General features: G+C 67.0%; 12 protein-coding genes and 1 tRNA gene. 7 read left to right on the top strand and 6 right to left on the bottom strand.

Translation table 11 applies throughout. From position 1 onward, the window contains the following. Window positions 1-23: 23 nt before the first annotated feature. Complete coding sequence (gene fabD, locus ACOGW9_RS02830) at window positions 24-1,433, bottom strand: ACP S-malonyltransferase (protein ID WP_419908170.1); 1,410 nt, start codon at window positions 1,431-1,433, stop codon at window positions 24-26. Between fabD and ACOGW9_RS02835 the strand changes: the two genes are divergently transcribed. The 5 genes from ACOGW9_RS02835 (at window position 1,409) to coaE (ending at window position 7,296) form a co-directional block, all read left to right on the top strand. Continuing rightward, window positions 1,409-1,494, top strand: a tRNA-Leu gene (locus ACOGW9_RS02835). The genes fabD and ACOGW9_RS02835 overlap by 25 nt on opposite strands. A 122-nt stretch (window positions 1,495-1,616) precedes the next feature. Beyond that, the gene (locus ACOGW9_RS02840) at window positions 1,617-2,192 is read left to right on the top strand and encodes an ANTAR domain-containing response regulator (RefSeq protein WP_419908172.1); all 576 of its coding nucleotides are present in this window, start codon (window positions 1,617-1,619) and stop codon (window positions 2,190-2,192) included. Window positions 2,193-2,289: 97 nt separating this feature from the next. Next, the gene (polA, locus tag ACOGW9_RS02845) at window positions 2,290-5,010 is read left to right on the top strand and encodes a DNA polymerase I (RefSeq protein ID WP_419908174.1); all 2,721 of its coding nucleotides are present in this window, start codon (window positions 2,290-2,292) and stop codon (window positions 5,008-5,010) included. 282 nt (window positions 5,011-5,292) lie between these two features. Next, window positions 5,293-6,615 (top strand): 30S ribosomal protein S1, encoded by a 1,323-nt coding sequence (gene rpsA / locus ACOGW9_RS02850; RefSeq protein WP_419908724.1) that lies wholly within the window; start codon window positions 5,293-5,295, stop codon window positions 6,613-6,615. Between the two features lie 45 nt (window positions 6,616-6,660). Then, window positions 6,661-7,296, top strand: a complete 636-nt coding sequence (gene coaE, locus ACOGW9_RS02855; protein WP_419908176.1) for a dephospho-CoA kinase — start codon at window positions 6,661-6,663, stop codon at window positions 7,294-7,296. On the opposite strand, the gene ACOGW9_RS02860 is transcribed toward coaE, so the two are convergent. Beyond that, a complete protein-coding gene (locus ACOGW9_RS02860; protein ID WP_419908178.1) occupies window positions 7,290-7,796 on the bottom strand; it encodes a hypothetical protein in 507 nt (168 codons plus the stop codon). The two genes, coaE and ACOGW9_RS02860, sit on opposite strands and share 7 nt — an antisense overlap. A gap of 175 nt (window positions 7,797-7,971) precedes the next feature. Here ACOGW9_RS02860 and uvrB point away from each other — a divergent pair, with 175 nt between their 5' ends. After that, window positions 7,972-10,095: an excinuclease ABC subunit UvrB gene (uvrB, locus tag ACOGW9_RS02865; RefSeq protein ID WP_419908180.1), complete on the top strand. Its 2,124-nt coding sequence runs from the start codon at window positions 7,972-7,974 to the stop codon at window positions 10,093-10,095. A gap of 18 nt (window positions 10,096-10,113) precedes the next feature. Here uvrB and ACOGW9_RS02870 read toward each other — a convergent pair whose 3' ends face one another. After that, entirely contained in the window at window positions 10,114-11,205 is a 1,092-nt protein-coding gene (locus ACOGW9_RS02870; protein ID WP_419908182.1) for an S-(hydroxymethyl)mycothiol dehydrogenase, read from the bottom strand. A gap of 114 nt (window positions 11,206-11,319) precedes the next feature. Between ACOGW9_RS02870 and uvrA the strand changes: the two genes are divergently transcribed. Next, on the top strand, window positions 11,320-14,178 hold the full coding sequence (uvrA, locus tag ACOGW9_RS02875; RefSeq protein WP_419908184.1) for an excinuclease ABC subunit UvrA: 2,859 nt from the start codon (window positions 11,320-11,322) through the stop codon (window positions 14,176-14,178). A gap of 23 nt (window positions 14,179-14,201) precedes the next feature. On the opposite strand, the gene ACOGW9_RS02880 is transcribed toward uvrA, so the two are convergent. The 3 genes from ACOGW9_RS02880 to ACOGW9_RS02890 are packed head-to-tail and all read right to left on the bottom strand — an operon-like array spanning window position 14,202 to window position 18,299. Next, window positions 14,202-16,523, bottom strand: coding sequence for a sensor histidine kinase (locus ACOGW9_RS02880; RefSeq protein WP_419908186.1), 2,322 nt, complete (start codon window positions 16,521-16,523; stop codon window positions 14,202-14,204). Further along, window positions 16,520-17,878, bottom strand: coding sequence for an ABC transporter substrate-binding protein (locus ACOGW9_RS02885; RefSeq protein ID WP_419908188.1), 1,359 nt, complete (start codon window positions 17,876-17,878; stop codon window positions 16,520-16,522). Before ACOGW9_RS02885 ends, ACOGW9_RS02880 begins: the two co-directional genes overlap by 4 nt. Then, a complete protein-coding gene (locus ACOGW9_RS02890) occupies window positions 17,871-18,299 on the bottom strand; it encodes an ATP-binding protein (protein WP_419908190.1) in 429 nt (142 codons plus the stop codon). The genes ACOGW9_RS02885 and ACOGW9_RS02890 overlap by 8 nt, the downstream gene beginning before the upstream one ends. Window positions 18,300-18,310 lie beyond the last annotated feature (11 nt).

Consider the following 18,310-nt stretch of genomic DNA (forward strand, 5'->3'; position numbering starts at 1 on the left):
GCCTCCCCTTCAGCTGCCGCCGTCTAGTTGCGGATCGGTGTGCGCAGCCACGCGACGGGCTGCCGTGCGGTGACGCGTTCACCCTCCACGGCCATGATCCCCATGACAGTACCCGCGAACGCAGACCGCACTTCCTCCCCTGCGACCTGCCCGATCACATCGCCGACACCGATCTGCTGGCCGTCGCTGACGCCGGCGGCCAGCGTGAAGACGCCGGCGCACGGGCTGACGATGAGCCGCTCGGTGACGTAGAGGTTCTCGCCGCCCAGCACCGTCGGTGCTGCGGGGGCGTCGACTGCCAGCGCCTCCATCAGCGCGTCGATGTCGGCGGGAGCGCTCACCGACAGGGCAGTTGTGCCTTTGTGGGTGCGCTTGGTCATGCCCGTCAGCACCTTGCCGGGACCGAGTTCGGTATAGGCGGAGACGCCCGAGTCGGCCAGCGCGTGCAGGCTGGCTCGCCAGAGCACCGGGCTGGTGAGCTGCTGGGCCAGCAATGTGCGCCACTCATCTGCGCCGTCTCGCGCGAGTGCGTCCACGTTGGCCACGACCGGCACGCTCGGGTCGCGGATCTCGACCTCGGCCAGCGCCTTACGCAGACGATCTCGTGCCGGCTGCATGAACGGTGTGTGGAAGGCGCCTCCGACCGGCAGACCCATGATGCGCTTGGCGCCGGCCTCCTTGGCGGCGTCGCCCGCCACGGCCACGGCATCGGGTGCACCCGCGATAACGACCTGCCCGGGAGCGTTGAAGTTGGCGACCCAGACATCGCCTGGCGTGGCATCGCAGGCTTCGGCGACGAGGTTGTCGTCGAGGCCCAGCACGGCGGCCATGGTTCCCTCTTGCTCGTCAGCGGCGACCTGCATGGCCTCGCCCCGTTCGGCCACCAGCCGGACTGCGTCGTCGTAGGCCAGCGCACCGGTCGCGGTCAGGGCGCTGTACTCGCCTAGCGAGTGACCGGCCGCACAAGAGAAGGTGGTGCCGGTCCGCTCGACTGCGTCGAGCACGACCATCGACAGCACGAAGGTCGAGAGCTGTGAATTGCGCGTGTGGCGCAGCTCGTCTGCGTCAGCTTCGAGCAACAGCGCTGCGACGTCGCGCCCGCAGGCGTCTGAGGCCTCTTCGACCAGCTCCCACGACTCGTGCGCCTTCCACGGTTCACCCATGCCTTGCTGTTGTGAGCCCTGGCCTGGGAATGTGAATGCGAGCACTCGGCCTCCCCCAGAGCGCCGGAACAAAAAGACCGGGCCGATGCCCGGGCCGTGGCGCGCTGAACTGAACTTCCCGAAAGGGTAGGTGCCAATCCGGTCCGACAGCGACAATGAAGCAATGGCCCCGCTCTTGTTCCCAATTTCTGTTGGACACGGGCTCACGGGCCGCTCGGGCCCTAGGTACGCTGAGCGGCCCCACGGCCCGGGTGGTGAAACGGCAGACACGGGGGACTCAAAATCCTCTGCCCTCGCGGGCGTGCGGGTTCGAATCCCGCCCCGGGCACCACGAGGCTGATGCGAGATGCAGAATTCCGCAGAGGGCTCACAGCCCGACCGGTAGGCTGACCGACCCGCAGTTACCGGGCCGGTACTGCCCACCCGTTCGATCTAGCCGCGAGGGGAGCGCGAGTGTCCAAGCGAGTCGTGATCGCAGAGGACGAGGCCATTATCCGGCTCGATCTGCGCGAGATGCTTGAAGACGAGGGATACGTCGTCGTGGCGGAAACCGGCCGCGGGGACGAGGCAGTGGAGCTGGCTCGCCAGCACCAGCCCGAGGTGTGCATCTTCGATATTCAGATGCCCGGGCGGGACGGCTTGGATGCGGCGCGAGAGGTTGCTGGTGATCGCACCTCCGCAGTACTCATTCTGACGGCATTCAGCAAGCGGCACCTCATCGAGGAGGCACGAGACGCTGGCGTGCTCTCGTATCTGGTCAAGCCGTTCCAGCGGGAAGAGCTGGTGTCGGCGATCGAGGTGGCCTGGGGTCGGTTCACCGAGATGCGAGAGCTCGAAGACACAGTGGAGAGCCTCGAGGAGAAGCTGGAGACCCGCAAAGCGGTGGAGCGTGCCAAGGGCCTGCTGATGGACGACTTCGGTCTTCCCGAGCAGGATGCCTTTGAGTTCATCCGGAGTACGGCGATGGCCAATCGTGCGAAAATGCGGGACATTGCGCAGCAGATCATCGACGGTCTGCTGACACCCTGAACCGCCAATCCAAGCCGAGCCAGCCCGAATCGATTCAGCCCGAGCCGAGCCCGAGCACCCGGGGCGACCGTGGTGTCGTCAAGATGGGAGAAACCCGATGTCGAAGCTGCTGCTGCTCGACGGGAACTCCCTCACGTACCGGGCGTTCTACGCCGTGCCCCCCGACATGGCCACCCGCTCCGGCCAGCCCACCGGCGCCGTGTTCGGGTTCACCTCCATGCTCATCAACCTGGTGCGGGACCACGGGCCAGACGCGATCGCTGTGTGCTTCGACCGGCCCGAGCCGACGTTCCGGCACGAGGCTGCACCGCACTACAAGGCGCACCGCGACGAGACGCCGGACACTCTCATCGACCAGCTCGGACTTGTCCGGCAGGTGCTCGAATCGTTGAGCATCCCGGCGGTGGACTGCGCGGGCTTCGAGGCTGACGACTTGCTGGCCACCCTGGCGGCTGAAGCGTCCGGGCGCGGGGACGACGTACTGATCGTCAGCGGCGACCGCGACGTGTATCAGCTCGTGGCGGACCCGCACGTCCGCGTGCTCTACAACCGGCGCGGTGTGACCGACTATGCGCTCTACGACGAGGCGGGCATCGCTGAGCGGACGGGCGTCACGCCGGATCTCTACGTACAGTACGCCGCGCTGCGCGGCGACCCTTCCGACAACTTGCCGGGCGTCCCCGGCGTCGGCGAGAAGACAGCCGCCAAGCTGCTCAACAAGTACGGCAGCACCGAAGCGCTGCTCGCTGCGGCGGCAGACCAGACCCCGAAGCTGGCGGAGAACCTGGCGGCGCACAGCGATGATGTGCGCAGCAACGTCGAGCTGATGACGCTGCGCGTCGATGCCCCAGTCGATATCACGCCCTCAGATCTTGCGTGGGACGGATTCGACACCGAGCACGTGACGCGCACCTTCGAATTCCTGGAGTTCGGCAGCCTGCACGCCAGGCTCCGCGAGGCCTTGATCGGCACGGCGCTCGACGGCGTGCTGGCACCGGATCCCGCCGGTGCTGATGCCCCGCAGCTTGCCGAGGTGCACCTCGTGCCCGGCGATGACAGCGCCGACATCGTCTCGGTGCTCAACGAGATAGCCCAGCGCGACGATCCGGTTGCGCTCGGATGCGTGCTCGCGCTCGACGGTTCGCTCGATGCGCTCGCGATCGCCGTCGACCCTCCGTCGGGCGCGGTGCTCGCTCTGGCCGCCGAACACCTCTCCGACACCGAGATCGCCGCCGCATTCGCGTCCGTGGTGGGAACCGATGGTCCCGGGGTCAACGTCCACCAGGCAAAGCCGCTCATGCGGGCGCTGGCGCCGCTCGACGCAGGGGGCGACGCTGGAGCCGCGCTCGGCGGGCTCGAGATGGACACCTCGATCGCTGCGTACCTCATCGTGCCCGCCGAAGGCCGCGATGAACTCAGCGCGCTGCTGAGGCGCCATTGCGGTGTGCACATCGAGGGCGCCGACACCGAGGGACAGCTGGGCTTCGACGATCCTGAAGGCGCCGGCCCACTCGACAGCGCCGCGGCGGGACGCGACGCTCTCGCGGTAGCGATGCTGGCACCAGTGCTCGCCCGGCAGCTCGCCGACTTGGGCATGTCGGACCTGTACCGGGACATCGAGCGGCCGCTGATCGGGGTTCTCGCGCGCATGGAAGATGCCGGGATCGGCGTCGACCGCTCCGAGCTGGAGTCACTGCGCGATCACCTCACCGACGAGGTCGCGGCACTGGAGACCGACGTACGGCGGCTGGCCGGTCGCGACGACCTCAACGTCAACTCGCCGAAGCAGCTCGCCGAGGTGCTCTTCACAGACTTGGGGCTGACGCCGCAGCGCAAGACCAAGACCGGCTACTCCACGAGCGCGGCTGCGCTGGAGTCGCTGCGGGGCGAGCACCCGATCGTGGATCGGCTCTTGGCTTTCCGGGAAGTCGAGAAGCTGCGCTCGACCTACGGCGTCAGCCTGCTGGAGTGCGTCAGCACGGACAATCGCATCCATGCGACGTTCAACCAGACGGTGGCCCGTACCGGCCGGCTCAGTTCCGAGGACCCGAACCTGCACAACATCCCGGTGCGCACAGAGCAGGGCCGTCTGTTTCGGCGCGCCTTCGTGCCGGCCAGCGGCTTCGAGCTGCTGATCGCCGATTACAACCAGATCGAGCTGCGGGTGATAGCACACCTCTCAGGCGATCCCGGACTCGTGTCTGCCTTCGAGGCAGGTCATGACATCCACAGTGCGACTGCGGCATCGCTGTTCGGCATCTCCGGCGGCGACGTTTCGCCCCAGCAGCGGTCCGTGGCGAAGATGGTCAGCTACGGCCTCGCCTACGGGATGGAGGCCTACGGGCTCGGGCAACGGCTCGGAGTGCCGACCGACGAGGCGGCGGGAATCCTGAACGCCTATTTCGAAGCCTTCCCGCACGTGCGGTCGTTCATGGAGAACGTTGTCGACCAGAGCCGGGAGCAGGGGTACACCGAGACTGCGTTCGGCCGGCGGCGCCCCTTGCCCGAGTTGAGCTCGCGCAATTTCCGGGTGCGGCAAGCCGCCGAGCGTCAGGCCATGAACGCACCGATCCAAGGCCTCGCAGCGGACATCTTCAAGGTCGCGCTGGTCCGGCTGGATGCAGCGTTACAGGCCCGCTCCGCTGCGAGCCGGCTCGTGCTGCAGGTGCATGACGAGGTGATCCTCGAAGTCCACCCGTCGGAGTCGGCCGAGGTGACTGAGCTGACGGTCGACGTGATGCGCAACGCGGCCGATCTGGCGGTGCCGCTCGAGGTGCATGTGGCGGTCGGCTCCACCTGGGCAGACGCCAAGGGCTAAGCGGCAGCACCGCCGGGGGCTGATCTGGAGAGTCCCGATAGCCTTGCCGTGCGCTGCGAGCGGCACGCTCGGCCGCCGGCGCCCGTACCTCCTACCCGAGCACCCCCCGCCGTGACAGACGCACTCGCCCCCGCCCCCGCTCCAGATCTCGAAGACCCAGCCGCCGGAGATCATCCCCCAGAGGCTTCCCCAGAATCAGCGGTGAGCAGCAGTGCCGGCGGCGACGGGGCGAACGGCGCTTCGGACAGCGAATTCGGCACGTTCACCGATGCAGGCGAATACGTGCCGAGGACCGTCACGATTGATGACCTAGGCGATACCCCGTTCGAGGAGGCAGTCGCGCAGACCATCGTCGAGTTCGACGACGGCGACATCGTGGCCGGCACCATCGTGCGGGTTGATCGCGACGAGGTGCTGCTGGACATCGGCTTCAAGTCCGAGGGTGTCATCCCGTCGCGCGAACTCTCGATCCGTCACGACATCGACCCTTCCGAAGTCGTCGAGGTCGGCGATCAGATCGAGGCGCTCGTCCTGCAGAAGGAGGATCCCGACGGCCGGCTGGTCCTGTCCAAGAAGCGGGCACAGTACGAACGAGCCTGGGGCCGTATCGAGGAGATCCGCGAGTCCAATGGGGTCGTCAAGGGCCCCGTCATCGAGGTGGTCAAGGGCGGTCTGATTGTTGACATCGGCCTGCGCGGTTTCCTGCCGGCGTCGCTGGTGGAGCTCCGGCGGGTACGCGATCTCGCCCCCTATGTCGGCCAGGAGCTCGAAGCGAAGATCATCGAGCTCGACAAGAACCGCAACAATGTGGTGCTCAGCCGGCGTGCCTGGCTGGAGGAGAGTCTCAAGGAAGAGCGCGAGGGGTTCCTGCGCGATCTCCGCAAGGGCGAGCGCCGGACCGGGCGCGTGTCGTCGGTGGTCAGCTTCGGCGCCTTCGTCGACCTCGGCGGCATGGACGGTCTCATCCACGTGTCGGAGCTGTCCTGGAAGCATGTCGATCACCCCAGTTCGGTCGTCAACATCGGCGACGAGGTGACCGTCGAAGTGCTCGAGATCGACCGGGAACGCGAGCGCATCTCACTGTCGCTCAAGGCCACCCAGCAGGATCCCTGGGAAGCCTTCGCTGGCTCCCACCGGGTCGAAGAGCTCGTGTACGGGCGGGTCACCAAGCTCGTGCCGTTCGGCGCGTTCGTACAGGTCGGCGACGGTATCGAAGGCCTCGTGCACATCTCGGAGATGTCGGCACACCATGTCGAGCTGCCCGAGCAGGTCGTCACCCCGGGCGAGGAGCTGTGGGTGAAGATCATCGATCTGGACCTGCAGCGCCGGCGCATCAGCCTGTCGATCAAGCAAGCGGCCGAAGGCGGCGTCGTTGCGGAGGAATACCGCGAGGCGTTCGGCGATCACGCGTACGACGAGGAAGGCAATTTCATCGGCGAATTCAGCTACGAGACCCCGTCCGACGGCGAGGAATCAGAAGCCGAGCGGGCTTGGCGCGAGTACTACGAGGAGCATGGCGAGGAGGCTTACCGCCAAGCACTCGCGCACTACGAGAACCAGGGTGCCGACGGCGCCGAGCCCGAAGGCGACCCCCAGCCCGCGTAACGACTCCCCTCCGCCGCCGAGCATCGCTGGTTGCCGTCTGGGTCGATGATCACGATCGGTCTGACAGGCGGAATCGGCAGCGGCAAGAGCACGGTGTCAGCAGGGTTCGTGCGGCGTGGTGCCGCGCTGATCGACGCCGACGCCATCGTCCGCGAGCAGCAGGTGCCGTCGAGCCCGGTGTTCGGGCAGATGGTGGAGCGTTTCGGCTCCGGCATCGTTGCGTCCGATGGGACGCTGGACCGGGGCGCGGTAGCCGATCTGGTGTTCTCGGACAGCGAAGCGCTTGCGGACCTGAACGCCATCACCCATCCGCCCGTGGGGCGTGAGATACGGCGCAGGCTCGGCGAACTCGCCGGAACGGATCGGCTGGTCGTGCTGGACATTCCCCTGCTGGGCGAAGGCTTGGCGAAGGGGCAGCAGCCGCGCTATCCGACGAGCGGGATATTGGTGGTCGACACGCCGATCGACCTAGCGGTACGGAGGCTCGTGGACGCGCGTGGCTTTTCTGCCCACGACGCGCGGGCGCGCATCGCCGCTCAGCTGCCGCGCGACGAGCGCCTAGCGATTGCCGACTGGGTCATCGACAATTCGGGCAGCGTCGACGAGTTGGAGATCGCTGTCGACGCGGCGTTCGCGTGGGCGAGCGCACTCCCGCACGTGCCGGAGCCGAACAATCAGTAGACGATCGGGGTTCCGCAGTGAGGACAGCTCGGCTCTGGCGATCGCGTGTCGAACTGTGAGGGCTTGACCAGCAGGAAGCAGCCCTCGCACAGGATCTCGTCTTCCTGCTTTGACCCCGAGCGCGTGCCGGTGACGATGCCGATCTCGTCATCGTCGTCGTCCTCGTCGTCGTCTTCGGAGGCCAGACGCTCCTTGAGGATCTCGCCGAGGTCGGCCTCGAGCTCCTCGTCGTCGTCATCGTCGTCCTCGTCGTCGGTCGGACGCACGCCGGTGGGGACTTCGCGGCTGCTGGGCTGATCATCGTCGTCCGCAGCCGAGTCATCGACGTCCACGTCGTCAGGGTTGTCGTCCAGATCGTCATCGAGTTCGTTATCGAGACCGTCGACACCCAGTTCCTCCGCCTCGAGGTCTTCCTCCATGGGCTCGAGGTCGTCGTCGAGCAGCGCGTCGTCGGGCGCGTCATCGTCAAGCGCGTCTGCGTCGGTGTCGTCTCGGCTCATGAGCGTTCTCAGGCGGGTGGTCAACCCAGAATTCGTCGATTGGGCGGTCAGCGCGGCAGGATAACCACACCGGCCGGTCACAGGGAGGCACTGCGCCCGCGCCGTCGTTCCCGAGGCGTGCGAGCACATTGTCGCTGGCGGAATGGCCCAGCGTCACGGCCCTAGCCTCTCCGGCATGGCATCGGTTTCGGCGGCTCCGTCGCAGCAGGACGCAACCGACGCAGCCGACTCAGATAGCCGCCGGGAGCGTCCATGGCTGCCCGAACCGACGGCTGCGCATCCGTTCCGGGTTACGGCCGGCTTCGATCCAGCCGGCGATCAGCCGCGTGCAGTGGCCGAGCTGGCAGCGGGAGTCACTCGCGGTGACCGGTTCCAGACGCTGCTCGGCATCACCGGCTCGGGCAAGAGCGCAACCATCGCGTGGACGATCGAGCGCACGCAGCGTCCGACCCTGGTGCTCGCGCCGAACAAGTCCCTGGCGGCGCAGCTCGCAAACGAATTCCGTGAGTTCTTCCCCGACAACCGCGTGGAGTACTTCGTCTCGTACTACGACTACTACCAGCCCGAGGCCTACATGCCGGCGTCGGACACGTACATCGAGAAGGACTCCACCGTCAACGACGAGATCGACCGGCTGCGCCACTCGGCCACGGCCGCGCTGCTGACCCGCCGCGACGTCATCGTCGTGGCATCGGTCTCGGCCATCTACGGGCTCGGCGCTCCCTCCGAGTACCTGCGCCAGATGCTCTACCTGCGGGTGGGCGAGATAGTCGACCAGCGCTCGGTGCTGGGCCGCCTCGTCGACATGCAGTACGAGCGCAACGACATGAACCTCGTCCGGGGCCGATTCCGGGTGCGGGGCGACACGCTCGAAGTTCATCCCGCATACGAGGAGTTCCTCGTGCGGGTCGAGCTGTTCGGTGACGAGATCGACCGGATCAGCAGAATCGATCCGGTCACGGGCGAGCGCTTGGGCGAACTCGAGGAGGTCACGATCTTCCCCGCCTCGCATTACGTGACCGGCGGTGACAAGCTCCGAGCGGCGATCGGCAAGATCGAGGTCGAGCTGGCCGAGCGGCTGCGGTTCTTCGAGCACGAGAACAAGCTGCTGGAGGCACAGCGGCTGCGGATGCGTACCGAGTACGACCTTGAGATGCTGGCCGAACTGGGCTACTGCAACGGCGTCGAGAACTACTCGATGCACCTAGACGGGCGGGTGTACGACGAGCCGCCCTACACGCTGCTGGACTTCTTTCCCGACGACTACCTGCTGGTGATCGACGAGAGCCATGTGGCCGTGCCCCAGCTGCACGGCCAATTCGCCGGAGACCGGCGGCGCAAGGACACCTTGGTGGAACACGGCTTTCGGCTGCCGTCGGCCCGGGACAACCGGCCGCTGCGCTTTGACGAGGTGATGGACCGGCTGAACCAGGTGGTGTTCCTGTCGGCGACGCCCGGCGACTACGAGCTGCGGACCTCCAGCCAAGTGGTCGAGCAGATCGTGCGGCCGACCGGCTTGGTCGACCCCGAGATCGTGGTGCGCCCCACGAGCGGGCAGATCGACGACCTGATGGGGGAGATCGAGCGGGTCACGGCCGGCGGGCAGCGGGTGCTTGTCACCACACTGACCAAGAAGATGGCCGAGGACCTCACCGACTACCTGCTCGAGCTGGGTGTGCGCGTGCGCTACCTGCACAGCGAGATCGACACCATCGAGCGCATCGAGATCCTCCGGGATCTGCGGCTCGGCCACTTCGACGTGCTCGTCGGCATCAACCTGCTGCGGGAGGGCCTCGACCTGCCCGAAGTGAGCCTGGTGGCGATCCTGGATGCCGACAAGGAGGGCTTCCTGCGCAGCGAGACATCGCTGATCCAGACCATCGGTCGTGCGGCACGCAACGTCGACGGACAGGTGGTGATGTATGCCGACGAGATCACCCCGTCGATGCAGCGTGCGGTGTCCGAGACGAACCGCCGGCGGGGACTGCAGCAGGCGTACAACGCCGAGCACGGCATCGACCCCCAGACCATCCGCAAGGCCGTCACCGACATCCTGGAAGTGCTGCGAGGCCCGGCGGAGTCGGCCCCGGTGCCGGAGAAGCTGGTGTCGGGCCGTGTGAACGCCGAACGGGTGAAGGCCGCGTACGGCGACTTGCCCGCTGACGATCTCACTCGGCTGATCGCCTCGCTGGAGGAGGAGATGGCCGAGGCCGCCGCGGACCTGAGATTCGAGTACGCGGCTCGCCTGCGAGACGAGCTCAGGGAACTCCGCCGGGACCTGCGCGACGCCAGCGCCTAGCCGGCGTCTGACGGTCGCCTACAGCATGACGACAGAGCGCAGCACCTCGCCGCGCTCCATCTTCTCGAAGGCCTCCTCGACGCCGTCGATGCCGATGGTCTCGCTGACGAACTGCTCGAGCGGCAGCCGGTGCTGCAGGTGCAAGTCGATGAGCATCGGGAAGTCCCGGCTGGGCAGGCAGTCGCCGTACCATGAACTCTTCAGCGAACCGCCGCGCCCGAACACCTCGATCAACGGCAGCTCGATCTTCATTGTGGGGTTCGGCACGCCGACCAGCACGACAGTTCCCGCCAAGTCACGGGCGTAGAAGGCTTGCTCATAGGTCTGCGGCAGGCCGACGGCCTCGATGGCAACGTCCACGCCGTTGCCGTCCGTCAGCTCCTGCACAGCCGCCACGACCTCGTCTTTGCTCAGCTGCGAGGAGTTGATCGTGTGGGTGGCACCGAAGGAGTGGGCCCACTCGAGCTTGCGATCGTCGATGTCGATGCCGATGATCGTGTGCGCTCCGGCGAGACGTGCCCCGCAGATTGCCGCATCGCCTACCCCGCCGCAGCCGAAGACGGCCACGCTGTCGCCGCGGCTGACGCCGCCGGTGTTCATCGCCGCGCCGAGACCCGCCATGACGCCGCAGCCGATGAGCCCCGCTACCTCGGGCGGTGCCGCCGGATCCACCTTCGTGGCCTGGCCGGCAGCCACCAGCGTCTTCTCGGCGAATGCGCCGATGCCCAGCGCAGGGGAGAGCTCGACGCCGTCCAGCGTCATCTTCTGCGCGGCATTGCGCGTCGAGAAGCAGTACCAGGGCCGGCCCCGATCACACGACCGGCAGTTGCCACATACAGCGCGCCAATTCAGAATCACGAAGTCGCCGACGGCAACGCCGTCGACGCCGTCACCGATCTCCGAGACGACACCCGCTGCTTCATGCCCGAGCAGGAACGGGAATTCGTCGTTGATGGCGCCCTCGCGGTAGTGCAGATCGGTGTGGCAGACGCCGCATGCCTGCACGTCGACGATCACCTCGCCGGGTCCGGGATCGGGAACCGTGATGGTCTCGACGCTGACAGGTTCGCCCACTGCCTTCGCCACGACTCCTCGTACTTCGTATGGCATGACCGCGACCCTAGTTCTGCTCGCCAGCGCCCCGGTCAAGCCGCTCGAGACGGCGTCTTCGAACTTGTGTTTGTGTCCGGGATGCACCAGGGGGGCACAGGTAGGCTCGCCCCGATGGGTGAGAAGCTGGTCGTCCGCGGCGCGCGGGAGCACAACCTGCGCAACGTGAACGTCGAGCTGCCGCGCGATCACATGATCGTGTTCACCGGGCTGTCCGGCAGCGGCAAGTCGTCGCTGGCGTTCGACACCATCTACGCCGAGGGGCAGCGGCGTTACGTGGAATCGCTGTCGGCCTACGCCAGGCAGTTCCTCGGCCAGATGGACAAGCCCGATGTGGATTTCCTGGAGGGCCTCTCGCCGGCGATCTCGATCGACCAGAAGAGCGCCAGCCGCAACCCCCGCTCGACCGTCGGGACGATCACCGAGGTGTACGACTACCTGCGGCTGCTCTACGCCCGCATCGGCATCCAGTACGACCCCCAGACGGGAGAAGTCGTCCAGCGCCAGACGGCCCAGCAGATCGTGGACCGGATCTTGGAGCTCGATGAGGGGTCTCGCTTCGAGGTGTTGGCGCCGGTGGTGCGCGGTCGCAAGGGCGACTACCACACCCAGCTTGGCGACTTCGCCCGCCAGGGCTACGCGCGGGTCCGGGTGGACGGCGAGGTGCTGGATCTCGGCAGCGTCGACGAGATCGAGCGTCTCGATCGCTACGTCAACCACGACATCGAGGTGATCGTCGATCGGCTCGTGATGCGCGGCGACATCTTCCAGCGGCTGACCGAGTCGGTGGAAGCCGCGCTCGGGTTGGCTGACGGTCACGTGTGGATCCATGTTGTGCCGCAGAGCTCGAACGGCACCCAGGACGACGCTGAGGGAATACTGACGTTCAGCCAGCACCTGTACTCGCCGACGACGGGCCGCTCCTTCGAGGAGCTGGCGCCTCGGAACTTCTCGTTCAACTCCCCCTACGGTGCCTGCCAGACCTGCGACGGCCTCGGCACGCGCTACGAGGTCGATCCCGAACTCGTCGTGCCGAACAGCGAGCTGACCGTCGCCGACGGGGCGCTCGCTCCGTGGGCTGGGGCGACCGGCAAGTGGTTCACGCGGCTGCTCGAAGCGGTCGGCGAGGAGCATGGCGTCCCGCTCGACGTGCCGTGGTCGCAGCTAGACCCAGGCCATCGCACGCTGCTGCTCGAAGGTGCGCCGTCGGGTCAGCAGATCACGGTCCGCTACCGCAACCGCTACGGCCGCTCACGCAGCTACACCACCCGCTACGAGGGAGTCATCCCGTTCCTGCGCCGCCGTCACGCTGATACCGAGAGCGACTGGTCGCGCAACCGCATCGAGGGATACATGCGCGAGGTGCCGTGCCCGGCATGCCACGGCGCACGGCTCAACGAGGTGTCGCTGGCTGTGCGGGTGGCCGGCCGGAACATCTTCGAGCTCTGCTCGGCATCGATCGGCGAGGCAGCGAAGATCATCGACGGTCTCGAGCTCACCGAGCGCCAGCGCATGATCGCAGCGCCGATCATCAAGGAGATCGACGCCCGTCTGAACTTCCTGCTCGACGTGGGCCTCGACTACCTCACGCTGAACCGCTCGGCGGCAACGCTGGCCGGCGGCGAGGCCCAGCGCATCCGCCTCGCCAGCCAGATCGGCAGCGGTCTCGAAGGCGTGCTGTACGTGCTGGACGAGCCCTCGATCGGGCTGCACCAGCGCGACAACCGGCGGCTCATCGACACGCTGCTGCACCTGCGCGATCTCGGCAACACCGTGCTGGTGGTGGAGCATGATCTCGAGACCATCTCGGTGGCGGACTGGGTGGTCGACATCGGCCCCGGTGCCGGCGAGCACGGGGGCGAGATCGTCTACAGCGGCCCGGTGGATGGGCTGGCATCGGCACCCGGATCGGTGACCGGCGAGTACCTTGCCGGCGTCCGGGAGATCCCGGTGCCGCCGTCGCGACGCTCTCTGGGGCTGGACCGCCTCGTCGTGCGTGGCGCCCGAGAGCACAACCTGCGCAAGATCGATGTGGAGTTCCCGCTGGGGTGCTTCATCTGCGTGACCGGCGTGTCGGGATCGGGCAAGAGCACGTTGGTCAACGAGATCCTCTACAAGGCGCTCATGCAGCGGATCTACTCCTCCAAGGGGGTGCCCGGGCTCCACACCTCCATCGAGGGCGTCGAGGCGCTCGACAAGGTCATCGACATCGACCAGTCGCCCATCGGACGCACGCCGCGCTCCAACCCGGCCACCTACACGGGGGTCTTCGATCACATCCGCAAGCTGTTCGCGGCGACCAACGAGGCGAAGGTGCGCGGCTACCTGCCGGGCCGCTTCAGCTTCAATGTGAAGGGCGGCCGCTGCGAGGCCTGCGCCGGTGACGGCACCATCAAGATCGAGATGCACTTCCTGCCCGACGTCTACGTGCCCTGCGAGGTGTGCAAGGGCGCTCGTTACAACCGCGAGACCCTCGAGATCCGATTCAAGGGCATGACCATCGCCGATGTTCTCGGGATGCCCTGCGAGGACGCCTTGGAGTTCTTCAGTGCGCAGCCGTCCATCCGGCGTCACATGCAGACACTCGTCGATGTCGGGCTGGGCTACATCCGGCTGGGACAGCCCGCGACGACGCTGTCAGGCGGCGAGGCACAGCGGGTCAAGCTGGCCAGCGAGCTCTCGAAGCGATCGACCGGCCACACCATCTACATCCTCGATGAGCCCACCACGGGCCTGCACTTCGAGGACATCCGGCGGCTGCTGGGCGTGCTCGACCGGCTGGTGTCGGGCGGCAACACCGTGGTGGTCATCGAGCACAACCTCGACGTCATCAAGACCGCCGACTGGATCATCGACATGGGTCCCGAGGGGGGCATCGGGGGCGGCACGGTGGTGGCCGCAGGCACGCCCGAGCAGGTCGCCGCAACGCCTGAGTCCCACACCGGCCGCTACCTCGCGCCGCTCGTCGGCTGAGCGACGCAGCGCCCCGCTGCCGATCAGCTCGCCGGCGTCGGTTCGGGGGTCTCGATCGGCTCGACGGGTGCCGCGCGTTCGAGCGGCAGCTCCACCGTGAACTCGGTGTACTCGCCGGGCTCGCTCTCCACCGAGATCTGACCACCGTGGCCTCGCACGATGTCGTTCGACATCGCCAGCCCCAGGCCCGTGCCCTCATTGGTGGGCTTGGTGGTAAAGAACGGCTCGAAGATCCGCTGGACCACATCTGGCGGGATGCCCGTGCCATTGTCGCGGACCTTGATCACCGCCGACTCGTCGGTGCGCTGGGTGCTCAGCCAGATCGTCGGGAAGTAGGGCGTGTCGTCGCCGTCGCCTGCCGTGATCATCTTGCCCGGCTCGCCGCCGAGGTCTCGCCATCGTTCGTTCGCCGCGTAGCCAGCATTGGTGACCAGATTCAAGAACACGCGGCCCATGTCCTGGGGGATGACCTCCAGCTCGCCCACGTCGGGGTCGAAGTCGCGCTCGATGGTCACGTTGAAATCGGCATCCTGCGCCCGGGCGCTGTGGTACGAGAGCATGGCGTGCTCTTCGAGCAGGGCGTTGATCTCCACGGGGCGCGACTCGCCGCCGCCCCGGCCCATCATCAGCATGCTCTCCACGATGCGGTTGGCCCGGTCGCCGTGACCGCGGATGCGAGTCAGGTTCTCCTTGAGGTCGCCGGTGATCTCTGCGATGTAATCGGCCTGGTCGTCGGGCGGCTCGGGATCTGCGATCGCTTCGAGCAGTTCCTCGAGCAGCTCGTCTGACGACTCGGCGAAGTTCTTGACGAAGTTCAGCGGGTTGCGGATCTCGTGGGCGACACCGGCGGTCACCTCGCCCAAGGCCGCCAGCTTCTCGTTCGCCACGATTTGGTCTTGTGCGCGGTCGAGGTCGGCGAGCGTCTGCGAAAGCTGCTCGTTGCGCTCGCTGAGCTGGCCGGCGAGCTCTTCGACGAGGTTGAGCCGCTGCACCTCGAGCGCCGCCTGGCGGAACTGCTCGAGCGCATCCGCCATCTCGGCTACCTCGTCCCTGCCCCCGGTCTCGACAGGGGTCTCCAGATCGCCGCCAGCCAAGGCCCGCATGCGGTCCGAAAGCCCGGCGACGCGGCGCAGGATCCGCTTGCCGACAAACAGCCAGCTGAACAGCAGCGCGCCCACGATGCCGACAACGCTGATCACCACGAGCAGCAGTCGGCCAGTGCTGATCGCCTGCGCCGAGGCCGCAGTGGTGGCGTCCACGTCGGCTTGCACCGCGCCGACGAGAGATTCGATCTCGCCGACCAGTGCCACTCCCAAGTCTTGGTTCTCGGCGAGCAGGCGGCGTTGGGACTCCTCGATCTGCAGACGCCGCTGTGTGACGTCGAAGACGCTGCCGTCGCTGAGTCCGAGCGCGATCAGCCGGTCAACCGCAGCTTGGAATTCGGGGCCGGCCGCATCGTCCAGCCCGGCCAGGTTGATCTCGATGCGGTCCCTGGCCGATTCGAAGCTCTCCCGCAGCGGTTCGATCAGCGCCGAATCCGAGGCGCTGAATGCGCTCGCCAGCAAGGCGTCGGTCTGCGACACATCACCGCTCAATGCCGACCAGCGCCGGTACAGCAGCACCTCATCGTCGGACCTGTGGATCGACGCGGGCGCCGGGGGCGTCCACAGATGCCGCCGTCCCTGGACGAGAAAGAAGAGCTGGTCGTCGAGCGCCGGCACGATCCCGCGCTCAAGCTCGCGCACGGCGGCATCCACCTCAGCTCTGAGCTCGTCGGCCTCTCGGCCCAGTGCGAAGTACTCGGGCATCTCGGATTCGATGGCGGCGATGTTGGAGTTGAGCTGAGCGGCGTACCCGCGCATCTCGCCGAGCCACATCGAGCCGGTGCCGCGATTCCACAGCAGCTCCAGCTGGATCTCGAACTCTGACCGCGCTGCCGCGATTCCCGCGACGACATCGGTGAAGTCCTCCGGGGTGGAGGACACGAGTGCGGGCCCGCCGGCCACAAGCCGGTTGCTGGACTCGGCGACCCCAAACGCAGCGTCGAGTTCGGGAATGGCCCCTTCGGTGACTTCCTGCTCCGCCTCGCCGACCCGGGTGAACGAGATCCACGCGATCACGCTCGCGGCCAGCACCAGCAGCAGCGGCACGGCGATGCCCGCATACATCTGCGTCGAGATACGCAGATGCAGCGACGGCTTGGGGTCCTTGAGCTCGCCGTGCCCCGCAGAGGCGTCGCCCCCGGATGCACTCCCGACGGAATCGTCGGTCTCGATGGCCGGTTCGGGTTCGTCGCCGATGTCGCTGCCCGGCGGTGTCTCGTCGGTAGACGCTGTCTCGGTCATGGATCTGTGCTCGTCAGCGTGTCAAGAGCGCGGTAGGCGGTGTCGGATCCGATCTGGGTGACGAAGACTGCGTCCGAGCCTTGGTTGTCCTCGGTGATGCTCGCGCCGTCGCCGAAGTTCAGCACGAAACCGTCCACGTCGAGTTCGTCGGCTCCCAAGATGGAGTCCAAGAAGCACTGGCGCGTCACCGAGACGCCGCATTGCTCCAATCCGGCGATGGCGAGCCGGCCAGCGATGTAGCCCTCCAGCGACACGAAGCCGGGAACCGGATCGGGATCCACGTGATCGAAATCGGCGTGCACGGTTCCCAGGTGATCCAGGGCGGCCCGGTAGGCCGCGACGACGGGGGTGGAGTCGTCGAACGGGAACGGCACGACCTGGGTGACGAGCACGCCCTCGCCGACTGCGCCCAGTTGGTTGGCGAGCGCGTTCGCGCCGACGAACGACAGTGTGATGAAGACCGGGTCGAAGCCGGTGTTGCGCGACCACGAGATGAAGGTGCCTACGGGCTCATACGCGCCGACCATGATCACGGCCTCGGGATCTCCGGCCTTCAGATCCAGCAGCGCTGTCTTGATGGCCGTGGTGTTGCGTGGGTAGAAGCCGATCGCGACGGGCTCCATGCCGCGCCGTTCGAGTGCGGCAAGTGCGCCGAAGTAACCGGCACGGCCAAACGAATCGTCTTGGAAGAGCACGGCGATGCGCTCGATGCCCAAGTCGACTGTCAGGCGTTCCACCATCTCTTCGGTTTCCTGAGCGTAGGAGGCACGAAGGTTGACGATGTTGGTCCAGTCGTCATTCCGCAGGAACCCGGCCCCCGTGAACGGTGCCACGTAGGGAATGTCGGCGGCGGCCGCCACGGGGGTTGCGGAGCGGGATGTCGGTGTTCCCACGGCGCCGATCAGCGCAAACACTTCTTTGCTGTCAATGAGCGCTGCAGTATTGGCAATGGCGGCTTCGGGCTCGTATGAGTCGTCGAGGGACCTCAGCTCGAGCAGCCGCCCGTTGACGCCCCCGGCCCGGTTGGCCTCTTCGAACGCTGCCAGGATCCCCAAGCGCATGCCGACGCCGAGTTCCGCGGCGGGACCGCTCAGTGCAGCAGATTGCCCGAACACCACTCGATCGCTGTACACGCCGGTCTCGGTGCTGCCGCCTTGGGGCACCGTCGGGGCTGCCGGTGCGGCGAAATCGCCACCGCCGCTGCCGCCGCGGTTGCCGTCGATCGAGCTCGTGCCCGACCCGGTGCACGCGGCAATCACCACGGCAAGTGCGACCCCGAGCACGGCTGTCGAGATGCGGGCGCGCTGTCTGGCCGACAGGCGCAGGCGCATGCGCTGTCGAGAGCCGTCAGGCACCAGCCCGAGCGACCAGCGTGAGGTGATTCTTGCCGTCGGCGTGCTTGTACTCCAGGTCTTCTGCCATGGTGCGCACCAGGTGCAGGCCGAGGCCGCCGATCGACCGCTCTTGGAGCGGTAGCTCGGTATCCGGCGAGGGCTTGTCGTTGAGCGGGTCGAATGCGGCACCGTCGTCCACCACGGTGATCGTGACCGAGTTCACTCCGCTCTCCAGCGTGATCTCGATGTCGCTGAGACCGCTCGTGCGGCCATGGGTCAGCGTGTTGAGAATCAGCTCCTCCAGGATCAGATTCGACCGCAGCACGAGATCGGGCGCCCAGTCATCGAGCTCTGCCATCTCCTCGACGAACGCCACGATGCGCGGCAGTGCCTCGGCGGCCGCCGCTCCCGGCACGGGAGTGATGTTCAGCGAACGTCGCATGTACGGCGCTC

This window comes from Candidatus Poriferisodalis sp. (assembly GCF_965203655.1).
Lineage (GTDB): Bacteria > Actinomycetota > Acidimicrobiia > Acidimicrobiales > Poriferisodalaceae > Poriferisodalis.